The 18,605-nt window shown below is 47.8% G+C and carries 20 protein-coding genes; all 20 read left to right on the forward strand.

The features are described from left to right. Positions 1–68 precede the first annotated feature (68 nt). The 20 genes from AC5FX6_RS16920 (at position 69) to AC5FX6_RS17015 (ending at position 18,543) form a co-directional block, all read left to right on the forward strand. Positions 69–1,196 carry a beta-helix domain-containing protein gene (locus AC5FX6_RS16920; RefSeq protein WP_493598140.1) on the forward strand — a complete coding sequence of 376 codons (1,128 nt, stop codon included), beginning with the start codon at positions 69–71 and terminating at the stop codon, positions 1,194–1,196. A gap of 353 nt (positions 1,197–1,549) precedes the next feature. Further along, on the forward strand, positions 1,550–2,836 hold the full coding sequence (locus AC5FX6_RS16925; RefSeq protein ID WP_493598141.1) for a porin: 1,287 nt from the start codon (positions 1,550–1,552) through the stop codon (positions 2,834–2,836). A 278-nt stretch (positions 2,837–3,114) separates the two neighbouring features. Beyond that, positions 3,115–4,302, forward strand: coding sequence for a porin (locus tag AC5FX6_RS16930; RefSeq protein ID WP_493598142.1), 1,188 nt, complete (start codon positions 3,115–3,117; stop codon positions 4,300–4,302). A 97-nt stretch (positions 4,303–4,399) separates the two neighbouring features. Further along, on the forward strand, positions 4,400–5,386 hold the full coding sequence (locus tag AC5FX6_RS16935; protein ID WP_493598143.1) for a PstS family phosphate ABC transporter substrate-binding protein: 987 nt from the start codon (positions 4,400–4,402) through the stop codon (positions 5,384–5,386). A gap of 72 nt (positions 5,387–5,458) precedes the next feature. Next, entirely contained in the window at positions 5,459–6,334 is an 876-nt protein-coding gene (gene pstC, locus AC5FX6_RS16940; protein WP_493598144.1) for a phosphate ABC transporter permease subunit PstC, read from the forward strand. Further along, positions 6,327–7,184 (forward strand): phosphate ABC transporter permease PstA, encoded by an 858-nt coding sequence (pstA, locus tag AC5FX6_RS16945; RefSeq protein WP_493598145.1) that lies wholly within the window; start codon positions 6,327–6,329, stop codon positions 7,182–7,184. The genes pstC and pstA overlap by 8 nt, the downstream gene beginning before the upstream one ends. Before the next feature lie 10 nt (positions 7,185–7,194). Then, positions 7,195–7,959, forward strand: a complete 765-nt coding sequence (pstB, locus tag AC5FX6_RS16950; RefSeq protein ID WP_493598146.1) for a phosphate ABC transporter ATP-binding protein PstB — start codon at positions 7,195–7,197, stop codon at positions 7,957–7,959. Positions 7,960–8,019: 60 nt separating this feature from the next. Further along, positions 8,020–8,697 (forward strand): phosphate signaling complex protein PhoU, encoded by a 678-nt coding sequence (phoU, locus tag AC5FX6_RS16955; protein WP_493598147.1) that lies wholly within the window; start codon positions 8,020–8,022, stop codon positions 8,695–8,697. 272 nt (positions 8,698–8,969) lie between these two features. Continuing rightward, positions 8,970–9,611: a heme exporter protein CcmB gene (locus AC5FX6_RS16960; protein WP_493598148.1), complete on the forward strand. Its 642-nt coding sequence runs from the start codon at positions 8,970–8,972 to the stop codon at positions 9,609–9,611. A gap of 183 nt (positions 9,612–9,794) precedes the next feature. After that, a complete protein-coding gene (locus AC5FX6_RS16965) occupies positions 9,795–10,460 on the forward strand; it encodes a cytochrome c biogenesis protein (RefSeq protein WP_493598149.1) in 666 nt (221 codons plus the stop codon). Beyond that, a complete protein-coding gene (locus AC5FX6_RS16970; protein ID WP_493598150.1) occupies positions 10,447–10,722 on the forward strand; it encodes a CcmD family protein in 276 nt (91 codons plus the stop codon). The genes AC5FX6_RS16965 and AC5FX6_RS16970 overlap by 14 nt, the downstream gene beginning before the upstream one ends. 115 nt (positions 10,723–10,837) lie before the next feature. Further along, positions 10,838–11,263, forward strand: a complete 426-nt coding sequence (locus tag AC5FX6_RS16975; RefSeq protein ID WP_493598151.1) for a cytochrome c maturation protein CcmE domain-containing protein — start codon at positions 10,838–10,840, stop codon at positions 11,261–11,263. A gap of 78 nt (positions 11,264–11,341) precedes the next feature. Continuing rightward, positions 11,342–13,939 carry a cytochrome c biogenesis protein CcsA gene (ccsA, locus tag AC5FX6_RS16980; protein WP_493598152.1) on the forward strand — a complete coding sequence of 866 codons (2,598 nt, stop codon included), beginning with the start codon at positions 11,342–11,344 and terminating at the stop codon, positions 13,937–13,939. Positions 13,940–14,113: 174 nt separating this feature from the next. Then, positions 14,114–14,977 carry an O-fucosyltransferase family protein gene (locus AC5FX6_RS16985; RefSeq protein ID WP_493598153.1) on the forward strand — a complete coding sequence of 288 codons (864 nt, stop codon included), beginning with the start codon at positions 14,114–14,116 and terminating at the stop codon, positions 14,975–14,977. 7 nt (positions 14,978–14,984) lie between these two features. Further along, on the forward strand, positions 14,985–16,130 hold the full coding sequence (locus AC5FX6_RS16990) for a glycosyltransferase family 61 protein (protein WP_493598154.1): 1,146 nt from the start codon (positions 14,985–14,987) through the stop codon (positions 16,128–16,130). Further along, entirely contained in the window at positions 16,127–16,906 is a 780-nt protein-coding gene (locus AC5FX6_RS16995; RefSeq protein ID WP_493598155.1) for a Rossmann-like and DUF2520 domain-containing protein, read from the forward strand. Before AC5FX6_RS16990 ends, AC5FX6_RS16995 begins: the two co-directional genes overlap by 4 nt. A gap of 117 nt (positions 16,907–17,023) precedes the next feature. Beyond that, positions 17,024–17,353: a 2Fe-2S iron-sulfur cluster-binding protein gene (locus AC5FX6_RS17000; protein WP_493598156.1), complete on the forward strand. Its 330-nt coding sequence runs from the start codon at positions 17,024–17,026 to the stop codon at positions 17,351–17,353. A 44-nt stretch (positions 17,354–17,397) separates the two neighbouring features. After that, entirely contained in the window at positions 17,398–17,640 is a 243-nt protein-coding gene (gene iscX / locus AC5FX6_RS17005; protein ID WP_493598157.1) for a Fe-S cluster assembly protein IscX, read from the forward strand. 92 nt (positions 17,641–17,732) lie between these two features. Further along, entirely contained in the window at positions 17,733–18,230 is a 498-nt protein-coding gene (locus tag AC5FX6_RS17010) for a KdsC family phosphatase (RefSeq protein ID WP_493598158.1), read from the forward strand. A gap of 118 nt (positions 18,231–18,348) precedes the next feature. Then, complete coding sequence (locus tag AC5FX6_RS17015) at positions 18,349–18,543, forward strand: cold-shock protein (RefSeq protein WP_076669063.1); 195 nt, start codon at positions 18,349–18,351, stop codon at positions 18,541–18,543. The last annotated feature ends 62 nt before the right edge of the window (positions 18,544–18,605 follow it).

Here is an 18,605-nt window from a genome sequence, read left to right on the forward strand (position 1 = left end):
TTAGTTAACGTTCCGTTCATATTCAGGTGATTTTCCATTTCTAAATTTGAATAAATAAACAAACAAAAATGAAAAAGACACTCCTTTACTTCTTACTGATTCCGATGGTATTGTTCTCATGCAAGGATGATGATACTACTGAACCAGGTCCTGTTGCGAGCAGCGAGCTGAGTGGTAATATTACTACAGACGTAACGCTTGATGCACGTACCGAATACAGGCTAACAGGCACATTGACCGTAGCAGAGGGTGGCAAACTACGCATACCTGCTGGTACAGTTATCAAAGCTGACAAGGGCTTCGATAAGTATATCCTTGTTATGCAAGGTGGGCAGATATTTGCAAACGGTACAGCAGAGAAGCCGGTAAAAATAACTTCTGGTGCAGCTACGCCTAACCAAGGCGACTGGGGTGGTTTGATCATCAACGGTAGAGCTAGAATCTCTGGCCCAACTGGCGTAGTTTCTACAGGCACTACAGAAGTTAACCCTTCTATCGCTTATGGTGGTAACGTTGACAATGATAACTCTGGTGTTCTGGAGTATCTTATCTTAGAATACACAGGTGCTAAATCTTCAGCTGACATCGAGCACAATGGCTTGACTCTAAATGGTGTAGGTAACGGCACTAGAATCGAGAACATCTACATTCCTTACGGTTCTGATGATGCTGTAGAATGGTTTGGTGGCTCAGTAAACATCAAGAACTTGTTAGTAGTTGATTCTGACGACGACATGTTTGATGTTACGCAAGGCTGGACTGGCACACTGGATAACGCCTATGGTGTTTGGAAGAGCGGATATACAAGCACAGAAGCTGACCCACGTGGTGTTGAAGCTGATGGCAACCTGGATGGCAACACTCCAGCTGATGCGAACCAGTCTAACTTCATCCTGAAGAACATCACAATTGTAAACGAATCAAATTTCGAGATGCAGGATGCCGTAAAAGTGCGTAGAGGCGCTAAAGCTACTATCACTAACCTCGTTGTTAAAGGCGGTACTGCCACAGACCTTATCGACATGACAGATGGTAAGAGCAATGGCAATGCAGCATCTTCGATCGAGTACAAGAATGATGGCATGACAATCAAAGGTGCGGAAGTTAAGAACCCTGACAACGCTAACATTAGAACTAACGCTGCTGCTACAGGTGCTAACACATCAGTATTCGGCTGGACTGGTTACAGATTCTAATTCAGTTTTAAAATAGATTGGGGCTGCCACAAATGTAGATTTGTGGCAGCCTTTTTTTTTGCTGGAGCTGTAAAAGGCCATGATTCACCATGTTGCCGCTAGCCTGGCTTCATGCTGATACAATTATAATTAACCCCTCCCCGTCGCCAAGGCCCGACAATTCTTAACACTAACTTAACATAGCCATAACAGACGAGTAACATTGCCACACGACCTTTGTGGTGTTGAAAATAAGACAGTGCTATAAATCAAAGACATAGCCCTTGTTTTAGATTCAATAAAGCCTTCCTCAAGCGATTAGACTCCGCGGCGGGAACAGACTAGGGCTTTAGTAAACCATACTCACCCAAAGAATGAAGGTAACGACAGTAACACGTGCTATCCTGGCAGCAGGACTAGCCACAGGCTTTTTATTTTCAAAGGAAGTAAAGGCCCAAACAACAGACTCTACCACACAAGCCACATCAGTGGTGGTGCAGCCAGCCCCTACCGCTGTGCAGGAGGCTCCGAAAAAGAAGGCGTGGTACGACAAGATTTCGCTGCGTGGCTATGCTCAGGTGCGCTACAACCGCCTCCTGGAAACAAACCCCAACCTTAAGTGCGACCAGTGCGACAAATCCCTCGGTGAGGGTGGTGGCGTGTTTCTGCGTCGTGGCCGTCTGATCTTCAGCGGTGACGTAAGCGACCGTCTTTCGATCTACATCCAGCCTGACTTCGCTTCCTCTGCTTCTTCTAATGCCCTGCACTTCCTGCAGCTACGCGACGCTTACTTTGACGTGTCGCTCGACAAGGACAAGGTATACCGTTTCCGCGTAGGCCAGAGTAAGATTCCTTACGGCTTCGAGAACCTGCAATCGAGTAGCAACCGCCTGACCCTGGACCGTAATGACGGCCTGAACAGTGCCGTGGCCAACGAGCGTGACCTGGGAATCTTCTTCTACTGGACGCCTGAGGTTATACAGGATCGTTTTGAAATGCTGACCAGCGCAGGCTTGAAGGGATCCGGAAACTATGGTGTGTTCGGCATCGGTATCTTTAACGGCCAGACGGCCAACCGTCCAGAGGCCAATAATACACAGCACGTTGTAGCCCGTCTCTCCTATCCTTTGCTTGTGGGCAGTAAGCAAATCATTGAGCCCGGCCTACAGGCTTACAAAGGCAAGTATGTAGTAACGCCAGATCAGGTTTCATCAGGTGTAGGTATAGCCGAGAAATATTTAAAAGACGGTTTTGATGATGAGCGCATCGCAGCCACACTCGTTTTATACCCGCAGCCCTTCGGTTTTCAGGCAGAATACAACGTAGGCCGTGGCCCGGAGTTCAACCCGGAGACCAACGCAATTGAAGTGAAGAGTCTGCATGGCGGTTACGCTCAAGCCATGTACCGCAAAGAAGTCGGCTCGCAGGTAATTATCCCTTTCGTGAAGCTGCAGCACTACGAAGGTGGCAAGAAGCACGAACGCGACGCGCCAAGCTACAGCGTATATGAAACAGAGATTGGCGTGGAGTGGCTCGTACACAAGAGTGTAGAGCTGACAGCTGACTACAGCATCGGCGATCGCACGATCCGCAACGCTCAGAATTTCGACAATCGCCAGCACGGCAACCGTCTAAGATTGCAGGCCCAGTTTAACTTTTAACTTACACAGCCGCTGGTTCTACAGAACCAGCGGCTGTAGTGTTTTATACGTAAACTCCTCCGCACACCCCAAACCTTAACATATTCGTAATATGGCCATAACCTTCAGGTAATACTAGAGGCGTTATTTTGTAGCGTGATTCAGGAACAGCATAAATGGCCTGACTACCCATTGTGAATCCTGAAAAAGCAAAAACAAGGCGCGGCTTAGACTACCGCAGCTTAACCCAGAACAATTGCATGGCATTAGCTTAATTCTCACCTTAACTAATACAGCACGTGAATCACTACACCAAAAGTGCGCTCATTGCGCTCTTTTTTATTTGCCTCAGCACCTTTAACATACAAGCCCAAACCGTCATCAACAACAGATTTGGTAAAGGCCTGCAATTTATAGCTGCCGACTCTTCTTTTAGCATGCAACTTGGCGCACGCTTTCAGCTGCTTTACCAGGGTGGACACGACCCGAGCACAGAAAACTGGGAAGACCGTTTCCTTGTTCGACGGGCCCGCCTTAAGTTCGATGGTTTTGCTTTCTCCCCCAGACTGGTATACAAAATAGAGCTTGGCCTGAGCAATAGCGACATCGGAAGCGACGTGCCGGATGTCACCAACAATGCCGACAACATCATACTCGACGCCGTGGCCAAATGGGCCCTTACCCCTAACCTGCAACTGTGGGTGGGACAGACCAAACTGCCTGGCAACCGGGAGCGTGTCATTTCTTCGCAGAAACTTCAGTTTGTGGATCGCAGCATACTCAACTCACGCTTTAACCTGGACCGTGATGCGGGTTTGCAACTACATCACGAGCACCAGCTAGGACAAGTAGTGTTAAGAGAGATAGGCTCCATTTCGATGGGGGAAGGCCGTGACATTACCGTGAACAACACAGGCGGGTATGACTACACAGGCAGAGTTGAACTACTTCCTTTCGGTGAGTTTAAAGGTAGCGGCGACTATGTAAGCAGTGACATTGAACGGGAGCAAACGCCCAAACTCTCCCTGGCCGCTTCCTTCGACTATAACACTAACGCCGCACGCGAACAGGCCCAACTCGGCGACTTCCTAAGTGACACGCGCGATCTGCGCACCTGGTTTGTGGATGGCATGTTTAAGTACCGCGGCTTTTCGGCCATGGGCGAATATGCCAATCGCAAAGCCCCTAACGGCCCAGTGGTGTTGCGCGACGAGTTAGGCAGTGTGCAGGAAACCTTCGTGACGGGCACTGCCCTGAACCTGCAGGCAGGCTACCTCTTTCCAAGCAATTGGGAAGTGGCAGGGCGTTACACCGACTACAATCCAACAGCCGAAACAGGCTTGCGAAATCAGGATCAGTATACCTTGGGTCTTTCTAGATACATCGTGGGGCATTCCCTTAAAGTACAGAGTGATGTAACCCTGATACAGGAAGCGGGACTTGAAAACAGGACCCAGTTCCGACTACAGATGGAATTAGCTTTATAAACAACTACCTGATTACCAAAACAGTATACCCGCTTAACAGCACAATTCAATACAAACCAACCAAACACACTCAACTTATAAACCAAAATCGAATTGTATGCTCAACCTTAGCCTTACCAATTTTAAACTGAGTGCAGCGCTTTTATTGGGCGCCTCGCTTGCCTTTACCTCATGTGGCGGCAATAGCCAGGAAGGCGACAACGACCTGTCAGGTTCCATCCAGATTGACGGTTCATCTACGGTATACCCTGTTACAGAAGCTGTGGCCGAAGAGTACCGCCGCGAAGCTCCGAATGTAAAAGTAACCGTGGGCGTGTCTGGTACAGGTGGCGGCATGAAGAAATTCACTCGTGGCGAAATCGACATTGTGAATGCCTCCCGCGCTATGAACGCCGAAGAAGAGAAGGTTGCCACTGAAAACGGGCTCTCTTTTGTGCAGCTATCGGTAGCGTATGACGGCCTGACAGTGGTTGTGCACCCTGAAAACAACTGGGTACAGGACATCACAGTAGCTGAATTGAAGAAAATCTGGGAGCCTGAAGCACAGGGCACCATCAAGCGCTGGAACCAGATTCGCCCGGAGTGGCCTGATCAGGAGATTCACCTGTACGGTGCGGGTGTTGAGTCTGGCACTTATGATTACTTCACGGAGGCTATCGTAGGCAAGAGCCACTCGAGCCGCGGCGACTATACGGCTAGCGAAGACGACAACGTGTTGGTACAGGGCGTATCAACAGACCCACTGGCACTTGGCTTCTTTGGCTACGCTTACTACGAGGAGAATAAGAGCAAGCTGAAAGCTATACCTGTAGACAACGGCGCTGGCGCTATTCTGCCATCGTTGGAAACGGTGAAAGACGGTTCTTACGCTCCGCTATCACGTCCACTTTTCATCTATGTAAGTTCTAAGGCCATTGAAAAACCAGAGGTAGTAGACTTCGTTAATTTTTACCTCGACAATGCGGGTGATCTGAGCGAAGAAGTAGGCTACATCCGCATGCCCGATAACCTCTACAAAGAGCAGAAGCAGAAGTTCGAGCAGTTTGTTAAAGGCGCTGCTGCAACTGCCACCAATCAGCAATAATTTCCTGAAATACACAGCACAGGTATAGCCCGCGGAGACAAAGGCTATACCTGCGCTAAAACCATAAGCACCTTGAGAGTACAGGAGAAAATTATCGAAGGCTTGCTGTGGCTGTCGGCAGCCATCACCATCCTGATCACGGTCAGCATTATCTGGGTATTGCTCTCGGAATCAGTGCTGTTCTTCAGCGAAGTGTCTATTGTGCGCTTTCTTACCGAAAAGGAATGGACGCCGCTCTTTGCCGACAAAAAGTTTGGTATAATGCCACTTGTGGCAGGCACTTTTCTGACCACCATCATCGCCATTGCGGTGGCGTTGCCGATCGGCCTCACCATTGCTATATACCTGAACGAGTATGCGCACGCCCGTTTTAAAACATTCGTAAAGCCTTTGCTGGAAGTACTAGCTACTATCCCCACAGTAGTTTATGGATTCTTTGCCCTGACCGTGGTAACACCGTTTCTGCAATCGTTTATACCTGGCCTGGCTGGTTTCAACGCCTTGTCGGCAGGTATTGTGATGGGCATTATGATCATCCCCATGATCTCCTCGCTGAGTGAAGATGCCATTAGTGCCGTGCCCCGTTCTTTGCGCGAAGCCGCTTATGGCATGGGCTCCACCCGACTGCAAACTGCCTTTGGGGTAATGGTACCCGCTGCTTCGTCAGGTATACTGGTGTCAGTGATTCTGGCTATATCCAGAGCAGTTGGCGAGACCATGATCGTGGCCATTGCCGCAGGTCAGCAACCACGCCTCACGCTGAATCCGCTGGTACCGATTGAAACGATCACCACCTATATCGTTCAGGTGAGTTTGGGTGACGTGCCGCACGGCTCGCTGGAGTACCGCACCATTTTCGCGGCAGGTATGACACTGTTTGTGTTTACGTTTCTGCTGAACAACCTCAGTTTCTGGATCAAAAAGAAATATCAGGAAAAGTATGACTAACTCCGAGAAAAACCGCCTCAAGGACAAGGCCTTTCAGGTGTTTGGCGTCTTCTGTACGCTCATCGGCCTGGTGGTGCTGGCCATCTTCCTGATCGACATCGTAATTGAAGGGGTAGCCCGAATAGACTGGGACTTCCTGACCAGCCTGCCGTCACGCCGTGCCGCCAGCGCAGGTATACTTACCGCCTGGGCAGGCACGCTTTGGATATTGGTATTGTCTGCTATAATTGCTTTTCCGCTAGGTATAGCCGCTGGCGTATACCTGGAAGAATATGCGAAAAAGACAAGGCTTTCCAATTTTCTTGAAATCAACATCGCCAACCTGGCGGGTGTGCCATCCATTATTTACGGATTGCTGGGTCTGGAGCTTTTTGTGCGCTTCATGAATCTAGGTGGCGTTTTGCTGGCTGGCGCACTCACGCTCTCGTTGCTTATTTTGCCGATCATCATCGTGACCACCCGCGAAGCCATCCGTGCCGTGCCCCGCACAATCCGCGACGGCTCTTTCGCGCTGGGCGCTTCCAAGTGGCAAACGGTGTGGTATCAGGTGCTACCTGCTTCGTTTGGCGGCATCCTCACCGGGGTGATTCTGGCGCTCTCCAGGGCAGTGGGTGAAGCGGCTCCGCTTATCGTGATCGGCGCCTTGGCTTACGTACCGTTCGTGCCGAGTTCGCCGATGGACGAGTTCACGGTGCTGCCTATTCAGATCTTTAACTGGACGTCACGTCCGCAGGCAGCCTTCCTGACCAATGCGGCAGCGGCTATTATTATTCTCTTATTAATTACCTTCCTGCTCAACGGCATTGCAGTATACCTGCGCTACCGTCAGCAAAAGAAAATAAAATGGTAAGTTATCACCCATGACTAAAAAATACAGCAAGTTAGAAGCCATTAACCTCGACGCCTACTACGGCGATTTCCATGCGCTCAAAAGCATTAACATCGCCATGGAAGAGAAAGCCGTGACCGCCTTTATCGGTCCGTCAGGCTGTGGCAAGTCCACGTTCCTGCGCACCTTCAACCGCATGAACGACTACATCGACGCCTTTCACATTGATGGGCAGATTTTGCTGGACGGCCGCGATATTTACGAGAAGGATATCCGGGTGGACGAGTTACGCAAGGAAGTAGGCATGGTATTCCAGAAGCCCAACCCTTTCCCGAAAAGCATTTTCGAAAACGTGGTCTATGGCTTGAAGATCCAGGGTATAAAGGACAAGAAAATCCTGCAGGAGGCCTGTGAGAAATCACTGAAGCAAGCCGCCATCTGGGACGAAGTAAAAGACAAGCTCGACAAATCGGCGCTGGCGCTTTCGGGTGGTCAGCAGCAGAGGCTCTGTATCGCGCGTGCTCTGGCCATACAGCCTTCTGTGATTCTGATGGACGAACCCGCCTCGGCGCTTGACCCTATTTCATCTGCCAAGATTGAAGAGTTGATCTATGACCTGAAAAAGGACTATACCATCGTGATCGTGACGCACAATATGCAACAGGCAGGCCGTGTGAGTGACTATACCGCTTTCTTTTATATGGGGGAGTTGGTGGAATACGCCAAAACCAAAACCATATTTACGAGCCCGAAAGACACCCGCACCCAAAACTACATTACAGGCCGCTTCGGTTGATAGGCGTCCACTAATGATTCACGTATAAATATAGTCTCACTCAAATAAACCTATACACGAATGCCTCATATAGATGTAGAACTCAACCGCCTGCGGGAAAAATTGCTGGAGATGTGGGATCTGGTGGAGTACCAACTGAACAGTGGCCGCGAAGCTGTTGTAAACGGCGACGTTGAACTAGCGCAACGAATCATTAAGCTTGATCGGAAGGTGAACAACTACGACATCAAGATCGATCGTATGTGCGAAAACTTCTTTGCTCTTTTCACTCCTGTTGCCGTGGACTTGCGCACCGTGCTAGCCATATTGAAGATCAACACCAACCTCGAACGTGTTGGCGACACGGCTGAAGGCATAGCCCGCTTTGCCTGCAAGCTCAGTCATCCACTTGACCCGGAACTGATTGAACTTACCAAAGTACTGGTTATGTATGACGAAGCCTTAGCCATGTTTGCAGAGTGCCGCACGGCCTTCAAAGAAGATGATCCGAAACAAGCCAAGGACCTGATCAAGCGTGACAAGGTGCTGAACAAGATCTACCGCAAGTCTGACACTGTGATCACTAAGTACATCAAAGCCCACCCAGATCGTATACCTGAGTCACTTGCCTTGCTTTCCATTATCAAAAAGCTGGAAAGAGTGGGTGACCAGGTAACCAACATAGCAGAAGAAATCATTTTCTACCGCGAAGCCAAGGTGGTGAAACACAAAAAGAAGAAGAAAAAGAAGGAGGACTAAATTGCTGGTTCGCGTAGCGTAGCTTCCATTAGTAAAAGACTTTTCTTAAAGGCGCAGGTTTTCAAACTTGCGCCTTTTTTATGTTGGCTTTACTCACAATTACAGGAAAGATATTCCGACGGGCTCTGAAAGACGACAAACGACGTAGCCAACTATAATGACTCCCGCCCTAACACATCGGCCCTCACCACCCCCAGTTTAGCAATTATACAATTTGTGTCGTACCTTTGCGCAAAATTACGAAGGTGCTGTTCAAAGAAGTCATATACTTAATGCAGAAAGATTTCCTGCTGGAGTGGCGGCAGAAGTATGCTTTCAACGGCATGCTGCTCTACGTCAGCAGCACGGTGTTCGTCTGCTACCTCAGCTTCGGGCTTCGCTCGAATGCGCTACAAGTACCCGTTTGGAACGCCTTGTTCTGGATTATCCTGCTGTTCACGTCGGTGAATGCCATTGCCAAGAGCTTTATGCAGGAGAACCGTGGCAGACTGCTGTACTTCTACTCCATTGTGAGTCCGCAAGGTATCATTCTGGCCAAGATTCTATACAATGCCTGTCTGATGCTGGTGTTGGCGCTCATCTGTTTTGTATTCTACGCCTTTGTGCTAGGAAACCCTGTACAAGACACCCCTATGTTTCTGCTGAGTATTCTGTTGGGAGCCATTGGTTTTTCCACATCGCTGACCATGATTTCAGGTATAGCCAGCAAAGCTGCGAACAGCAGCACACTTATGGCAGTGCTCAGCTTCCCGGTGATTGTGCCTATGCTGCTCATGCTCATTAAGATGTCCAAAAACGCCATGGATGGGCTGGAGCGGGCTGCCAGCCTCGACGAACTACTTACTTTGCTTGCCATAAACATGATCGTTGTCACTGTTTCTTATATTTTGTTCCCGTACCTTTGGCGTTCGTAAGGAATGGCTTCGGCAAATAAGGTATAGCTGAACCAAAACAAGGTATAAATAGCTGATTCAATGAAAATTAATAGGCAGTTCAGGTAAAATTTTGCGACAATTTAGGTTACAGGACTGTTAGAAATAAAAAGTAAGATGGGAGAAGGCGCAGGCTGACTCCATCAAAATAAGAGAAGAAGGAACATGAAGAAGAACTGGTGGAAAATACTGACTGTGCTGCTGCTGGTGTTTACTGTAGCGGTGGGTATGCTGTCGGATGTTCCCCGACTAGCCATCCTCAATGAAACCATCCGCAACCTGTACTTCCACGTACCCATGTGGTTCGGAATGATTCTGATTTTGCTGGTATCAGTGGTATATTCCATTAAATACCTGCGGAAGCCGAGCATCAAAAACGACATCATCGCACACGAAGCCGCTAAAGTGGGTATACTGTTCGGCGTGCTGGGTATCGTAACAGGTATGGAATGGGCCAAGTTTACGTGGGGCGAGTACTGGAGCAACGACCCAAAACAGAACGGTGCGGCCATTGGCCTGCTGATTTACTTTGCCTATCTCGTGCTGCGCAGCTCTTTTGCTGAGCAACAGCAACGTGCCCGTATCAGCGCCGTGTATAACATCTTCGCTTTTGCGGCCCTTATCCCTTTGCTGTTCATCCTCCCCCGCCTGACTGATTCGCTTCACCCGGGCAATGGTGGCAACCCCGGTTTTAACGCCTACGACCTCGATAGTAGCCTGCGGCTGGTGTTTTACCCTGCTGTGCTCGCCTGGACGCTGCTAGGCATTTGGATAGTAAACGTCAAATCAAGATTCGAATTACTGAGACATCGCATATATGAAAATGTTTAGAATACTGGCCATTTGCTGCTTTATGCTCGGCGTGTTGATCGCCTTTGAGCCAGCCATGGCGCAAGATCAAATGGTAGAGTTTTCGTCGGCTCCGCAGCAAAACATCGAAATGGCCGACACCCTGCGCCAGGATGGTAAAATCTACGTGGTGGTAGCCGTGCTACTGACTGTGCTGGCAGGTGTATTGTTTTACCTGATCGCGCTCGACCGCAAGGTGGGCCGACTGGAAAAACAGCTGAAAGACGAGTACGTGAACCGCTAATTTATTTTTTGCGCTGACAGGGCAAAAAATGATAAATATCCCTATTTGCGATGGATTTAAAACGTCCAATCGTGTGTTAGGCTAACAGAAACAGAGTATCTATATTCAGATAAAGATGAAAAAGTCACACATCATCGGCATTATCGTTATCGCCATGGCCATCGGCATTATCATGACCACGGCTGGCGATGCGAGTACCTACGTTTCATTTGGCGATGCTATTGAGTTAGCCAAAGACGGCAGTTCTACTAAAGTTCACGTAGTAGGTCGCCTCAAGAAAGATGACCAGGGCCACATTGTAGGTATGCAGTACGACCCACTGAAAGACCCGAATTACTTTTCCTTTACCCTTGTGGACACCAACCGCTTTGAACAGCGTGTGGTCTACTTCAACCCAAAACCACAGGACTTCGAACGCTCTGAGCAAGTTGTGATTACAGGTAACATGCAGAATGAAGTGTTTGTGGCCGACAAGATACTTCTTAAGTGCCCGTCTAAGTACACCGAGAACGAAATCCAAACCAACACCGCAGGTATATAAATCAGTTAATAGTTGAGAGTGTCACCATCCGGTTAATCTCTCTAACTTTTTAACTTTCTAACTTTCTAACTTACCAAGATGATTAATACGCTAATTGGAGACTTTGGCCACGCCAGTGTGATTGTTGCTTTTGTAGCGGCCATCGTAGCCTCCTATGCTTATTTTATGGCCGCGCGCCAGAAAACCGAAGAGAGCGGTGATACGAGTTGGCGCAAGCTGGCCCGCGGTGCCTTTTATGTGCACGCGCTAGCGGTTGTGGCCATTATCTTCAGCCTTTTCAACATCATTTACGAGCACCGCTACGAGTACTATTACGCTTGGAGCCACTCGTCAAACCACCTGCCGGTGCACTACATGATCTCCTGCTTCTGGGAAGGTCAGGAAGGTTCATTCCTGCTTTGGATGTTCTGGCACGTGGCCTTGGGCGTGGTGCTGATGAATGCTGGTAAGAAGAACAAACAATGGGAAGCGCCTGTAATGGCCATCTTCTCTTTCGTACAGATTTTCATCTCGTCTATGATTCTGGGTGTGGTGATTGGCGACTTTAAGCTGGGCTCCTCCCCTTTCATTCTTATGCGCGATTTTATGGCTGACGCTCCGGTGTTTGCCATGGACCCGAACTTTAAGCCAGCTGACGGCACAGGCCTGAACCCGCTGTTGCAGAACTACTGGATGGTGATTCACCCTCCAACCCTGTTCTTAGGTTATGCCGCTTCTCTTGTTCCGTTTGCCTTTGCTATAGCCGGTCTTTGGAAAGGCAAATTTAGTGAGTGGATTCGTCCTGCATTGCCATGGTCACACTTTGCTGCCGTAACGTTGGGTATCGGTATCATGATGGGTGCTTACTGGGCTTACGAAACGCTGAACTTTGGTGGCTACTGGAACTGGGACCCTGTGGAAAACGCGGTATACATCCCGTGGCTCGTGCTGGTGGGTGGTATCCATACCATGATTGCCTACCGCCGCAGCAAGCAAGGTTTGCGTGCTACGTTCATCCTGGTAATCACTTCTTTTGTTCTGATTCTGTACGCGACTTTCCTGACACGAAGTGGTATTCTGGGCAATGCCTCGGTGCACTCTTTCACTGACTTAGGTCTGTCAGGTCAGCTGTTCACGTACATGATGGCTTTCACCGTACTAGCTATTGGACTTTTAGTATACAACTGGAAGAAAATCCCGACGACAGAGAAAGAGCTATCAACTTACAGTGCGGAGTTCTGGGTATTTATCGGTGCTGCCGTACTGTGCTTGGCCGCCTTCCAAGTACTTGTAACAACGTCTATACCTGTGTATAACTCGTTCCTTGGCTTCATAGGTATAGAGTCTAACGCTGCCCTGCCTGCCGACCAGATTGCACACTACACCAAGTTCCAGCTATGGGCGGGTGTAGCCATCGCCATCCTAACAGGTATAGGCCAGCTACTCTGGTGGAAAAAAGCGAACAAGAAGAGCTTCAAAGACGCTATTACTATGCCGCTGATGCTCACGCTGCTGTTCGCCAGCTTAGTGATTATCCTGTCTAACAAGTTTGATATCTTCACATTCAAGCTTGATAACCCAGTATACATCCTACTGTTTGTGGTATCACTGTTCGCGGTGTTCGCTAACTTCAGCATCATACTCGGTCTATTGCAGAAGAAAATAACCCTGTCAGGCGGTGCTGTAGCGCACATAGGTATAGCACTTATGCTGATTGGCATTCTGTTCTCGTCAGGCTACTCCAACATCATCTCGCAGAACAATTCGGGTCTGCTTTACTCACGTGAATTTCCGGATGAAATCAACCGCGACAACGTGCTCCTGTGGCGCAACACACCGGTGCAGATGGACCGCTTCAAGGTAAGCTACCACGGTCAGTTCCAGGAAGTGAAAGGCGTGCCAGGTTATGTAAACAAGGAACTCCTGTACCAGACGGACGACATGTACACGGCCATCGCCCGTGGCAATATTCAGGTGAAGGACAAGGTATACTTCCAGACTGGTGACACATTGGAGCTTGTATCTCCAGAAAACACCTATTATGAAGTAAGCTATGCCAGCGAAAAGGAAAACTTCGTGCTATACCCAAGAGCGCAGGTAAACCCGAACATGGGACTTCTTGCTTCTCCTGACATCAAGCACTTCCTAGGTAAAGACTTGTATACCCACGTTTCCACCGTGCCAGACCCGAATGAAGAAAAGGACTGGGGCGAACTCCAGGAGTATGAAGTTTCAGCAGGTGACACGCTTGTGATCAACGATTACATCGCAGTATTCAACGGCATTGAGCAAATCGAGCAAGTACCCGGCGTACAGTTAGCCGAAGGCGACGTAGCGGTTCAGGCTGCCATGAAGATCATGGGCGAGCGCAAGAACTACCATGCCCACCCCGTGCTGATGATCAAAGATCAAATGATGGGTCGCGTGCCTGAAGTGATTGAAGACCTAGGCATACGCATCACCTTCCTGAACATCGACACCGAGAACCACAAATTCAAAATCGGTGTGAATGTAACGCAGAAGGACTACATCATCCTGAAAGCAATGGAAAAACCATTTGTGAACATCCTCTGGATCGGCACTATCATCATGTCCATCGGCTTTGTAATGGCGATTCTGCGCCGTAACAGAGAAGGCAATGGTGGTGAAGGGAAAGCTGCGAAGGTGAAAGAAGAGAGAAAAGCACAGGTGGCGTAATCATACTGAACCATCATTGGATAAGGCAGGCTTGTAAAAGCCTGCCTTATTTGTTTAAGCTGTTTGCAATGCCCTGAAAATTGACAGAAAGCCAATCATTTGATTACCTTTAGCCTTCTAATGAACAGTGTCGACAAACTATACCTTAAACCTGTAGGAGGGCTTTGCAATAGAATGCGAGCCATAGATTCGGGCGTTACATTGGCAGCTCAAATTGGGAAAAGACTCGTTGTATTCTGGGGAAGAGACCATTGGTTAAACTGCAGATATTCTGATCTGTTCCAGCCGTCTCCAACTTTCGACATAATAGAAGAAAAACAGTGGGTAGGGAAAAAGGCCTTGTTCCCTTATCTACCGGGCACTAAGCCGAAAAGCATCATTAAGAAAAGCTTGTATACACTGACTAAAACAGCGCTAGATATCACGGCAGAAGTTTGGTATGAGGATATTGAGTATGCAGTAGCTCAACTAGACATGGCTGTACAGCCTGAACATATTCGGGATATGAAGGACTATGAGGTCCAATCTTTCAAATACATCAATCCGCTGGTTCAGGTACTACAGGCCAAAGGGAGTGCTTTCGTTTGTTCCGCCTGGAAACTGGCCCCTGGCCAATGTTACGCACAGAACTTCATACCAATCGACAAGCTACAAAGTCAGATAGATGAACTGAGCAAACGCTTTTCACATACAGTGGGTGTACATGTACGCCGTAGCGACCATATAATAGCCACCAGACACAGCCCAATGCAAAGTTTCATCAGCGCGATGGACCATGAAATTGATAAAAGCAACGCGAACTTCTTTTTGGCCACAGATTGTGAAGAAACGGAAAAAAAATTGCTAGATAGATACCCCAACAGGATTACAACATTCCCGAAAAGCAGCTATAGCAGAAGTTCTGCCCAAGGCATACAGGAAGCTTTGATTGATTTATATTGCTTGTCTAAAACCAACAAAGTACTAGGCTCCTATTACAGCTCTTTCTCGCAAGTGGCAGCTGAGATTTCAGGTATAGAAGAAATTACAATTCACTAGGCAAGGTATGGCATCTGCTTTTTTCAAAATACTCGAACGTAAAATTAACAGTGCCTTTTACGTGACCTTACGCCTGTTCAATTATTATCCCTTCTTCTCTTACCTCCACGGCCGCGGAGAGAAAATTAACCTGACAGAAGAATACGAATTAGAGTTTACAGAAGAAGAAAGGGCGTTTCTGAAAGCTTGTGCAGCCTCCTATAATTATTTTGAATCAGATTATGCTTTGGGGCACAGGCAAAAAGAGCTTTCGGTCTTTAAACTTAAAGATGTCACCTTTCTGAGTCATACCGGAGCTATTATGCTCAACCATAAATTGATTATTGAGTCTGCCTCTAGTGTAACAAGACTTACAGAAACGAAGGCTTTTCGGGATTTCAGTTTGCTGTTTCCACATACCTACACAGACGGAGTATACACGACCATACAACATAGCCACTGGGCTGACAACAATATCTCACACTGGTTGATTGACTGCCTGCCACGTGTCTATATTATTACGCAGCTGATAAAGGAGCCAGTCACGCTTTTGATGTGGAGCGGGGCACACCCTTACCAAAAACAAATGCTGAATTATTTGCTGCGGGATTATCCTCACATCAGACTAAAGTATATCAGTAAGCACCATAAGATCAAAATAGCTAACTTTTATCTTCCGTCTTTTGTAGCGGCAACTTTTAGCGCTTATCTACCACCCAATGTCAGTCATTGGCTAAGGGAAAAGCTTTGGGATGGCTATGGCATAAAGCGCAATAACCCTAAGAAGCGCGTCTACGTCAGCCGTTCGAAGGCCAGGCTTCGACGTATCTTGAATGAACATGACTTAATCCTTCTATTGGAAAAATCTGGATTCATGACGGTATGGGCTGAAGAGCTCGATTACAAAGATCAAATCCAATTGTTCTATGATGCTGAGGCCGTCGTTTCTTCGCATGGCGCTGGCCTTACGAATATTCTTTTCGCTGAAAAATGCCAAGTATTAGAATTTCACCCAGCCACAATCATGAAGGCGCACTACATGCTCTTGAGCAAGGGACTAGATTTTGACTATACAGCTATCGTAGGTTCTGAAGGGGATGATATGGAGTGTTACACAGTCCCGTTGTCAGAAGTGGAAAAATGGCTTCAAACAAATTTTGATTCAAACCCATGAACACAGCTATTATAGGATCTGGCAACGTGGCCTGGCACTTGGGCAAAGCCTTACAACACGCTGGACATAAGACAGTAGCAGTGTATAGCCCAACCCCGTCCCATCGGGAAGAACTGGCAAAAGAGCTGGCGTCCGCTTTGGTACTGGACTCGTTGGATTTCAGTAACATTGACGCTGAACTGTTCCTGATTGCGGTGCCTGATGCGGCACTGGCTTCCGTGGCAGCACAGTTAAAGGTCCCTCAAAATGCGATTGTGGTTCATACCTCAGGTTCTCAGCCGCTAGCAGCATTGCAAGGTATAGCAGGCGCACAGACAGGGGTGTTTTACCCGTTGCAAACATTCTCTAAGTCTAAAACGGTCGACTTCAAAAATATCCCAATCCTGCTGGAAGCTACTGAACCAGAAACACTACGATGTTTGCAGCAAGTAGCAAATAGTATTTCAGAACAGGTACACGAGGTAGGTTCCTCTAAGAGAAAACAGCTTCATCTGGCGGCTGTGTTCGCCTGCAACTTCACCAATCATTTGCTGGGCATAAGCCGGGAGTTGTTGGAGCAGGCAGACCTTCCAACAGCTTTACTTCAGCCACTTATTCAAGAAACGATAACCAAAGCGATGCAACAACATCCCTTTGAGGTGCAGACAGGACCAGCAGTACGCCACGATCATAATGTGATAGCGGAGCACTTAAAGTTGCTGCAAGAACAACCTGCTTATCAACAGGTATACCGGCTGCTCACGCAAAGCATACAAGACCAACATCTGAAAGGGTAACTGTGCGGCTTGTAACCTATTCTGCAGGCTTGCTGTTTTATTCCAAGAAGGTATAAAGCGCCCGGCTTTGAATCGGAAGGCGGGTTTCATAACTTTGCACCTTAAATAGTAAGACAGATGAAAGTTGTAAATATAACATTTAAGTTTAGCGATGGCTCACCCGACCAGGTTCATCCGGCGGTAGAAGGTGAGTCGGTGTTGGACGTGGCCCTTAACAACGATATCAAACTGCAGCATAACTGTGGTGGTGTTTGCGGCTGCAGTACCTGCCATGTATACATTGAGTCTGGCATGAATGACCTGCCGGAGATATCGGACAAGGAAGAAGATTACATTGACCGTGCCGTAGATCCGCGCATTAACTCACGACTGGGTTGCCAGTGCGTTGTACAAGGCAACGAAGACGTTGTAGTAACCATCCCTTCACAAGACTTCCTGGGTCACTAAGAAGGAACGATCAAACATATAGCAACACCGAAAAGAAAGAAGACATGGATAAGAATTATGAACCGCCAATTCACTGGAATGACTACGAGGACATAGCCATGGCCCTGTACGAGAAATTTGGCGATGATTTCAACGAGTCGAAAATATACCGCATCCGCTTTACAGAGCTACTGGAGTGGGTCCTGTCACTGCCTAACTTTGCTGGCAAACGCGAAGAGTCCAATGAAGGGCATCTGGAGCAGATCCAGGCCGCTTGGGTATATGAGTGGCGTGATAACCAGGACTAAGCTGACATTCAGACCTGAAAAGTTCGTAATATTAAAATAAATCTATATTTTTAAAGGTCCTTTCATTTGAGAGGGCCTTTTTCTTTTATCCTATGTCTATTACACAACCTGATTTATCGCGCATCAATACCTTCGTCTTTGATGTGGATGGTGTACTAACCGATGGCTTGCTTTATGTATTTGCCGATGGGGAGAAAGTACGAGCCTTCAACATCAAAGACGGCTTTGCCATCAAGCATGCCATCCGTCAAGGCTACAATGTGGCCATTATTTCTGCCAAAAACGAGCCTGGGGTACGCGTGCGCTTAGAGGAACTTGAGATCCAAGACATTTTCCTGGGAGCGGAGGATAAAGTAGAGACGCTGGAAAACTACCTGTACATGCAGGGCATCCATCCTGCTACAGTGGCCTACATGGGCGATGACATGCCAGACCTGGAGGCTATGCAGCGTTGCGGATTGAGGGCCTGCCCTGCTGATGCTGCTGATGATATACGGGAAGTATGCACGTATATCTCCACAAAGGAGGGAGGTAAGGGTGCTGTGCGTGAGTTGATTGAAAAAATAATGAAGGTGCAGGACACTTGGTAATTACATTATACTTTTCTCAAATCAAATAGCAAATTTCTTTTACATAATTATTTGCATATATATAATTATTTTTTAATCTTACAGACAGTTTATTTAAAAATTATTTATTTTCATTTTTATGAAGACAGGAAAAGTAAAGTTTTTTATTGAGTCAAAAGGCTTCGGATTCATCACCGAAGATGAAACGAATGAAGATTTCTTTGTGCATGTAACAGGCTTGAATGGCTTGCAAATTCAGCAGCACGACAGAGTAGCTTTCGATACGCAAGAAGGCAAAAAGGGAATCAACGCGGTGAACGTACAGCGCCTGTAGTAGCTCTACACCGATAGGAAAACCCCTTATGCAAGGGGTTTTTTTATGCCCTTTTTTTGAGG

The sequence above is a fragment of the Pontibacter sp. LHS2 genome, from assembly GCF_058932845.1.

Excerpts from the sequence above, each read along its gene's own strand:
- AC5FX6_RS16920 (WP_493598140.1), top strand. The coding sequence starts at position 69 with ATGAAAAAGACACTCCTTTACTTCTTACTGATTCCGATGGTATTGTTC.
- AC5FX6_RS16925 (WP_493598141.1), top strand. The coding sequence starts at position 1,550 with ATGAAGGTAACGACAGTAACACGTGCTATCCTGGCAGCAGGACTAGCC.
- AC5FX6_RS16935 (WP_493598143.1), top strand. The coding sequence starts at position 4,400 with ATGCTCAACCTTAGCCTTACCAATTTTAAACTGAGTGCAGCGCTTTTA.
- pstA (WP_493598145.1), top strand. The coding sequence starts at position 6,327 with ATGACTAACTCCGAGAAAAACCGCCTCAAGGACAAGGCCTTTCAGGTG.
- pstB (WP_493598146.1), top strand. The coding sequence starts at position 7,195 with ATGACTAAAAAATACAGCAAGTTAGAAGCCATTAACCTCGACGCCTAC.
- phoU (WP_493598147.1), top strand. The coding sequence starts at position 8,020 with ATGCCTCATATAGATGTAGAACTCAACCGCCTGCGGGAAAAATTGCTG.
- AC5FX6_RS16960 (WP_493598148.1), top strand. The coding sequence starts at position 8,970 with ATGCAGAAAGATTTCCTGCTGGAGTGGCGGCAGAAGTATGCTTTCAAC.
- AC5FX6_RS16965 (WP_493598149.1), top strand. The coding sequence starts at position 9,795 with ATGAAGAAGAACTGGTGGAAAATACTGACTGTGCTGCTGCTGGTGTTT.
- AC5FX6_RS16970 (WP_493598150.1), top strand. The coding sequence starts at position 10,447 with ATGAAAATGTTTAGAATACTGGCCATTTGCTGCTTTATGCTCGGCGTG.
- AC5FX6_RS16975 (WP_493598151.1), top strand. The coding sequence starts at position 10,838 with ATGAAAAAGTCACACATCATCGGCATTATCGTTATCGCCATGGCCATC.
- ccsA (WP_493598152.1), top strand. The coding sequence starts at position 11,342 with ATGATTAATACGCTAATTGGAGACTTTGGCCACGCCAGTGTGATTGTT.
- AC5FX6_RS16985 (WP_493598153.1), top strand. The coding sequence starts at position 14,114 with ATGCGAGCCATAGATTCGGGCGTTACATTGGCAGCTCAAATTGGGAAA.
- AC5FX6_RS16990 (WP_493598154.1), top strand. The coding sequence starts at position 14,985 with ATGGCATCTGCTTTTTTCAAAATACTCGAACGTAAAATTAACAGTGCC.
- AC5FX6_RS16995 (WP_493598155.1), top strand. The coding sequence starts at position 16,127 with ATGAACACAGCTATTATAGGATCTGGCAACGTGGCCTGGCACTTGGGC.
- AC5FX6_RS17000 (WP_493598156.1), top strand. The coding sequence starts at position 17,024 with ATGAAAGTTGTAAATATAACATTTAAGTTTAGCGATGGCTCACCCGAC.
- iscX (WP_493598157.1), top strand. The coding sequence starts at position 17,398 with ATGGATAAGAATTATGAACCGCCAATTCACTGGAATGACTACGAGGAC.
- AC5FX6_RS17010 (WP_493598158.1), top strand. The coding sequence starts at position 17,733 with ATGTCTATTACACAACCTGATTTATCGCGCATCAATACCTTCGTCTTT.
- AC5FX6_RS17015 (WP_076669063.1), top strand. The coding sequence starts at position 18,349 with ATGAAGACAGGAAAAGTAAAGTTTTTTATTGAGTCAAAAGGCTTCGGA.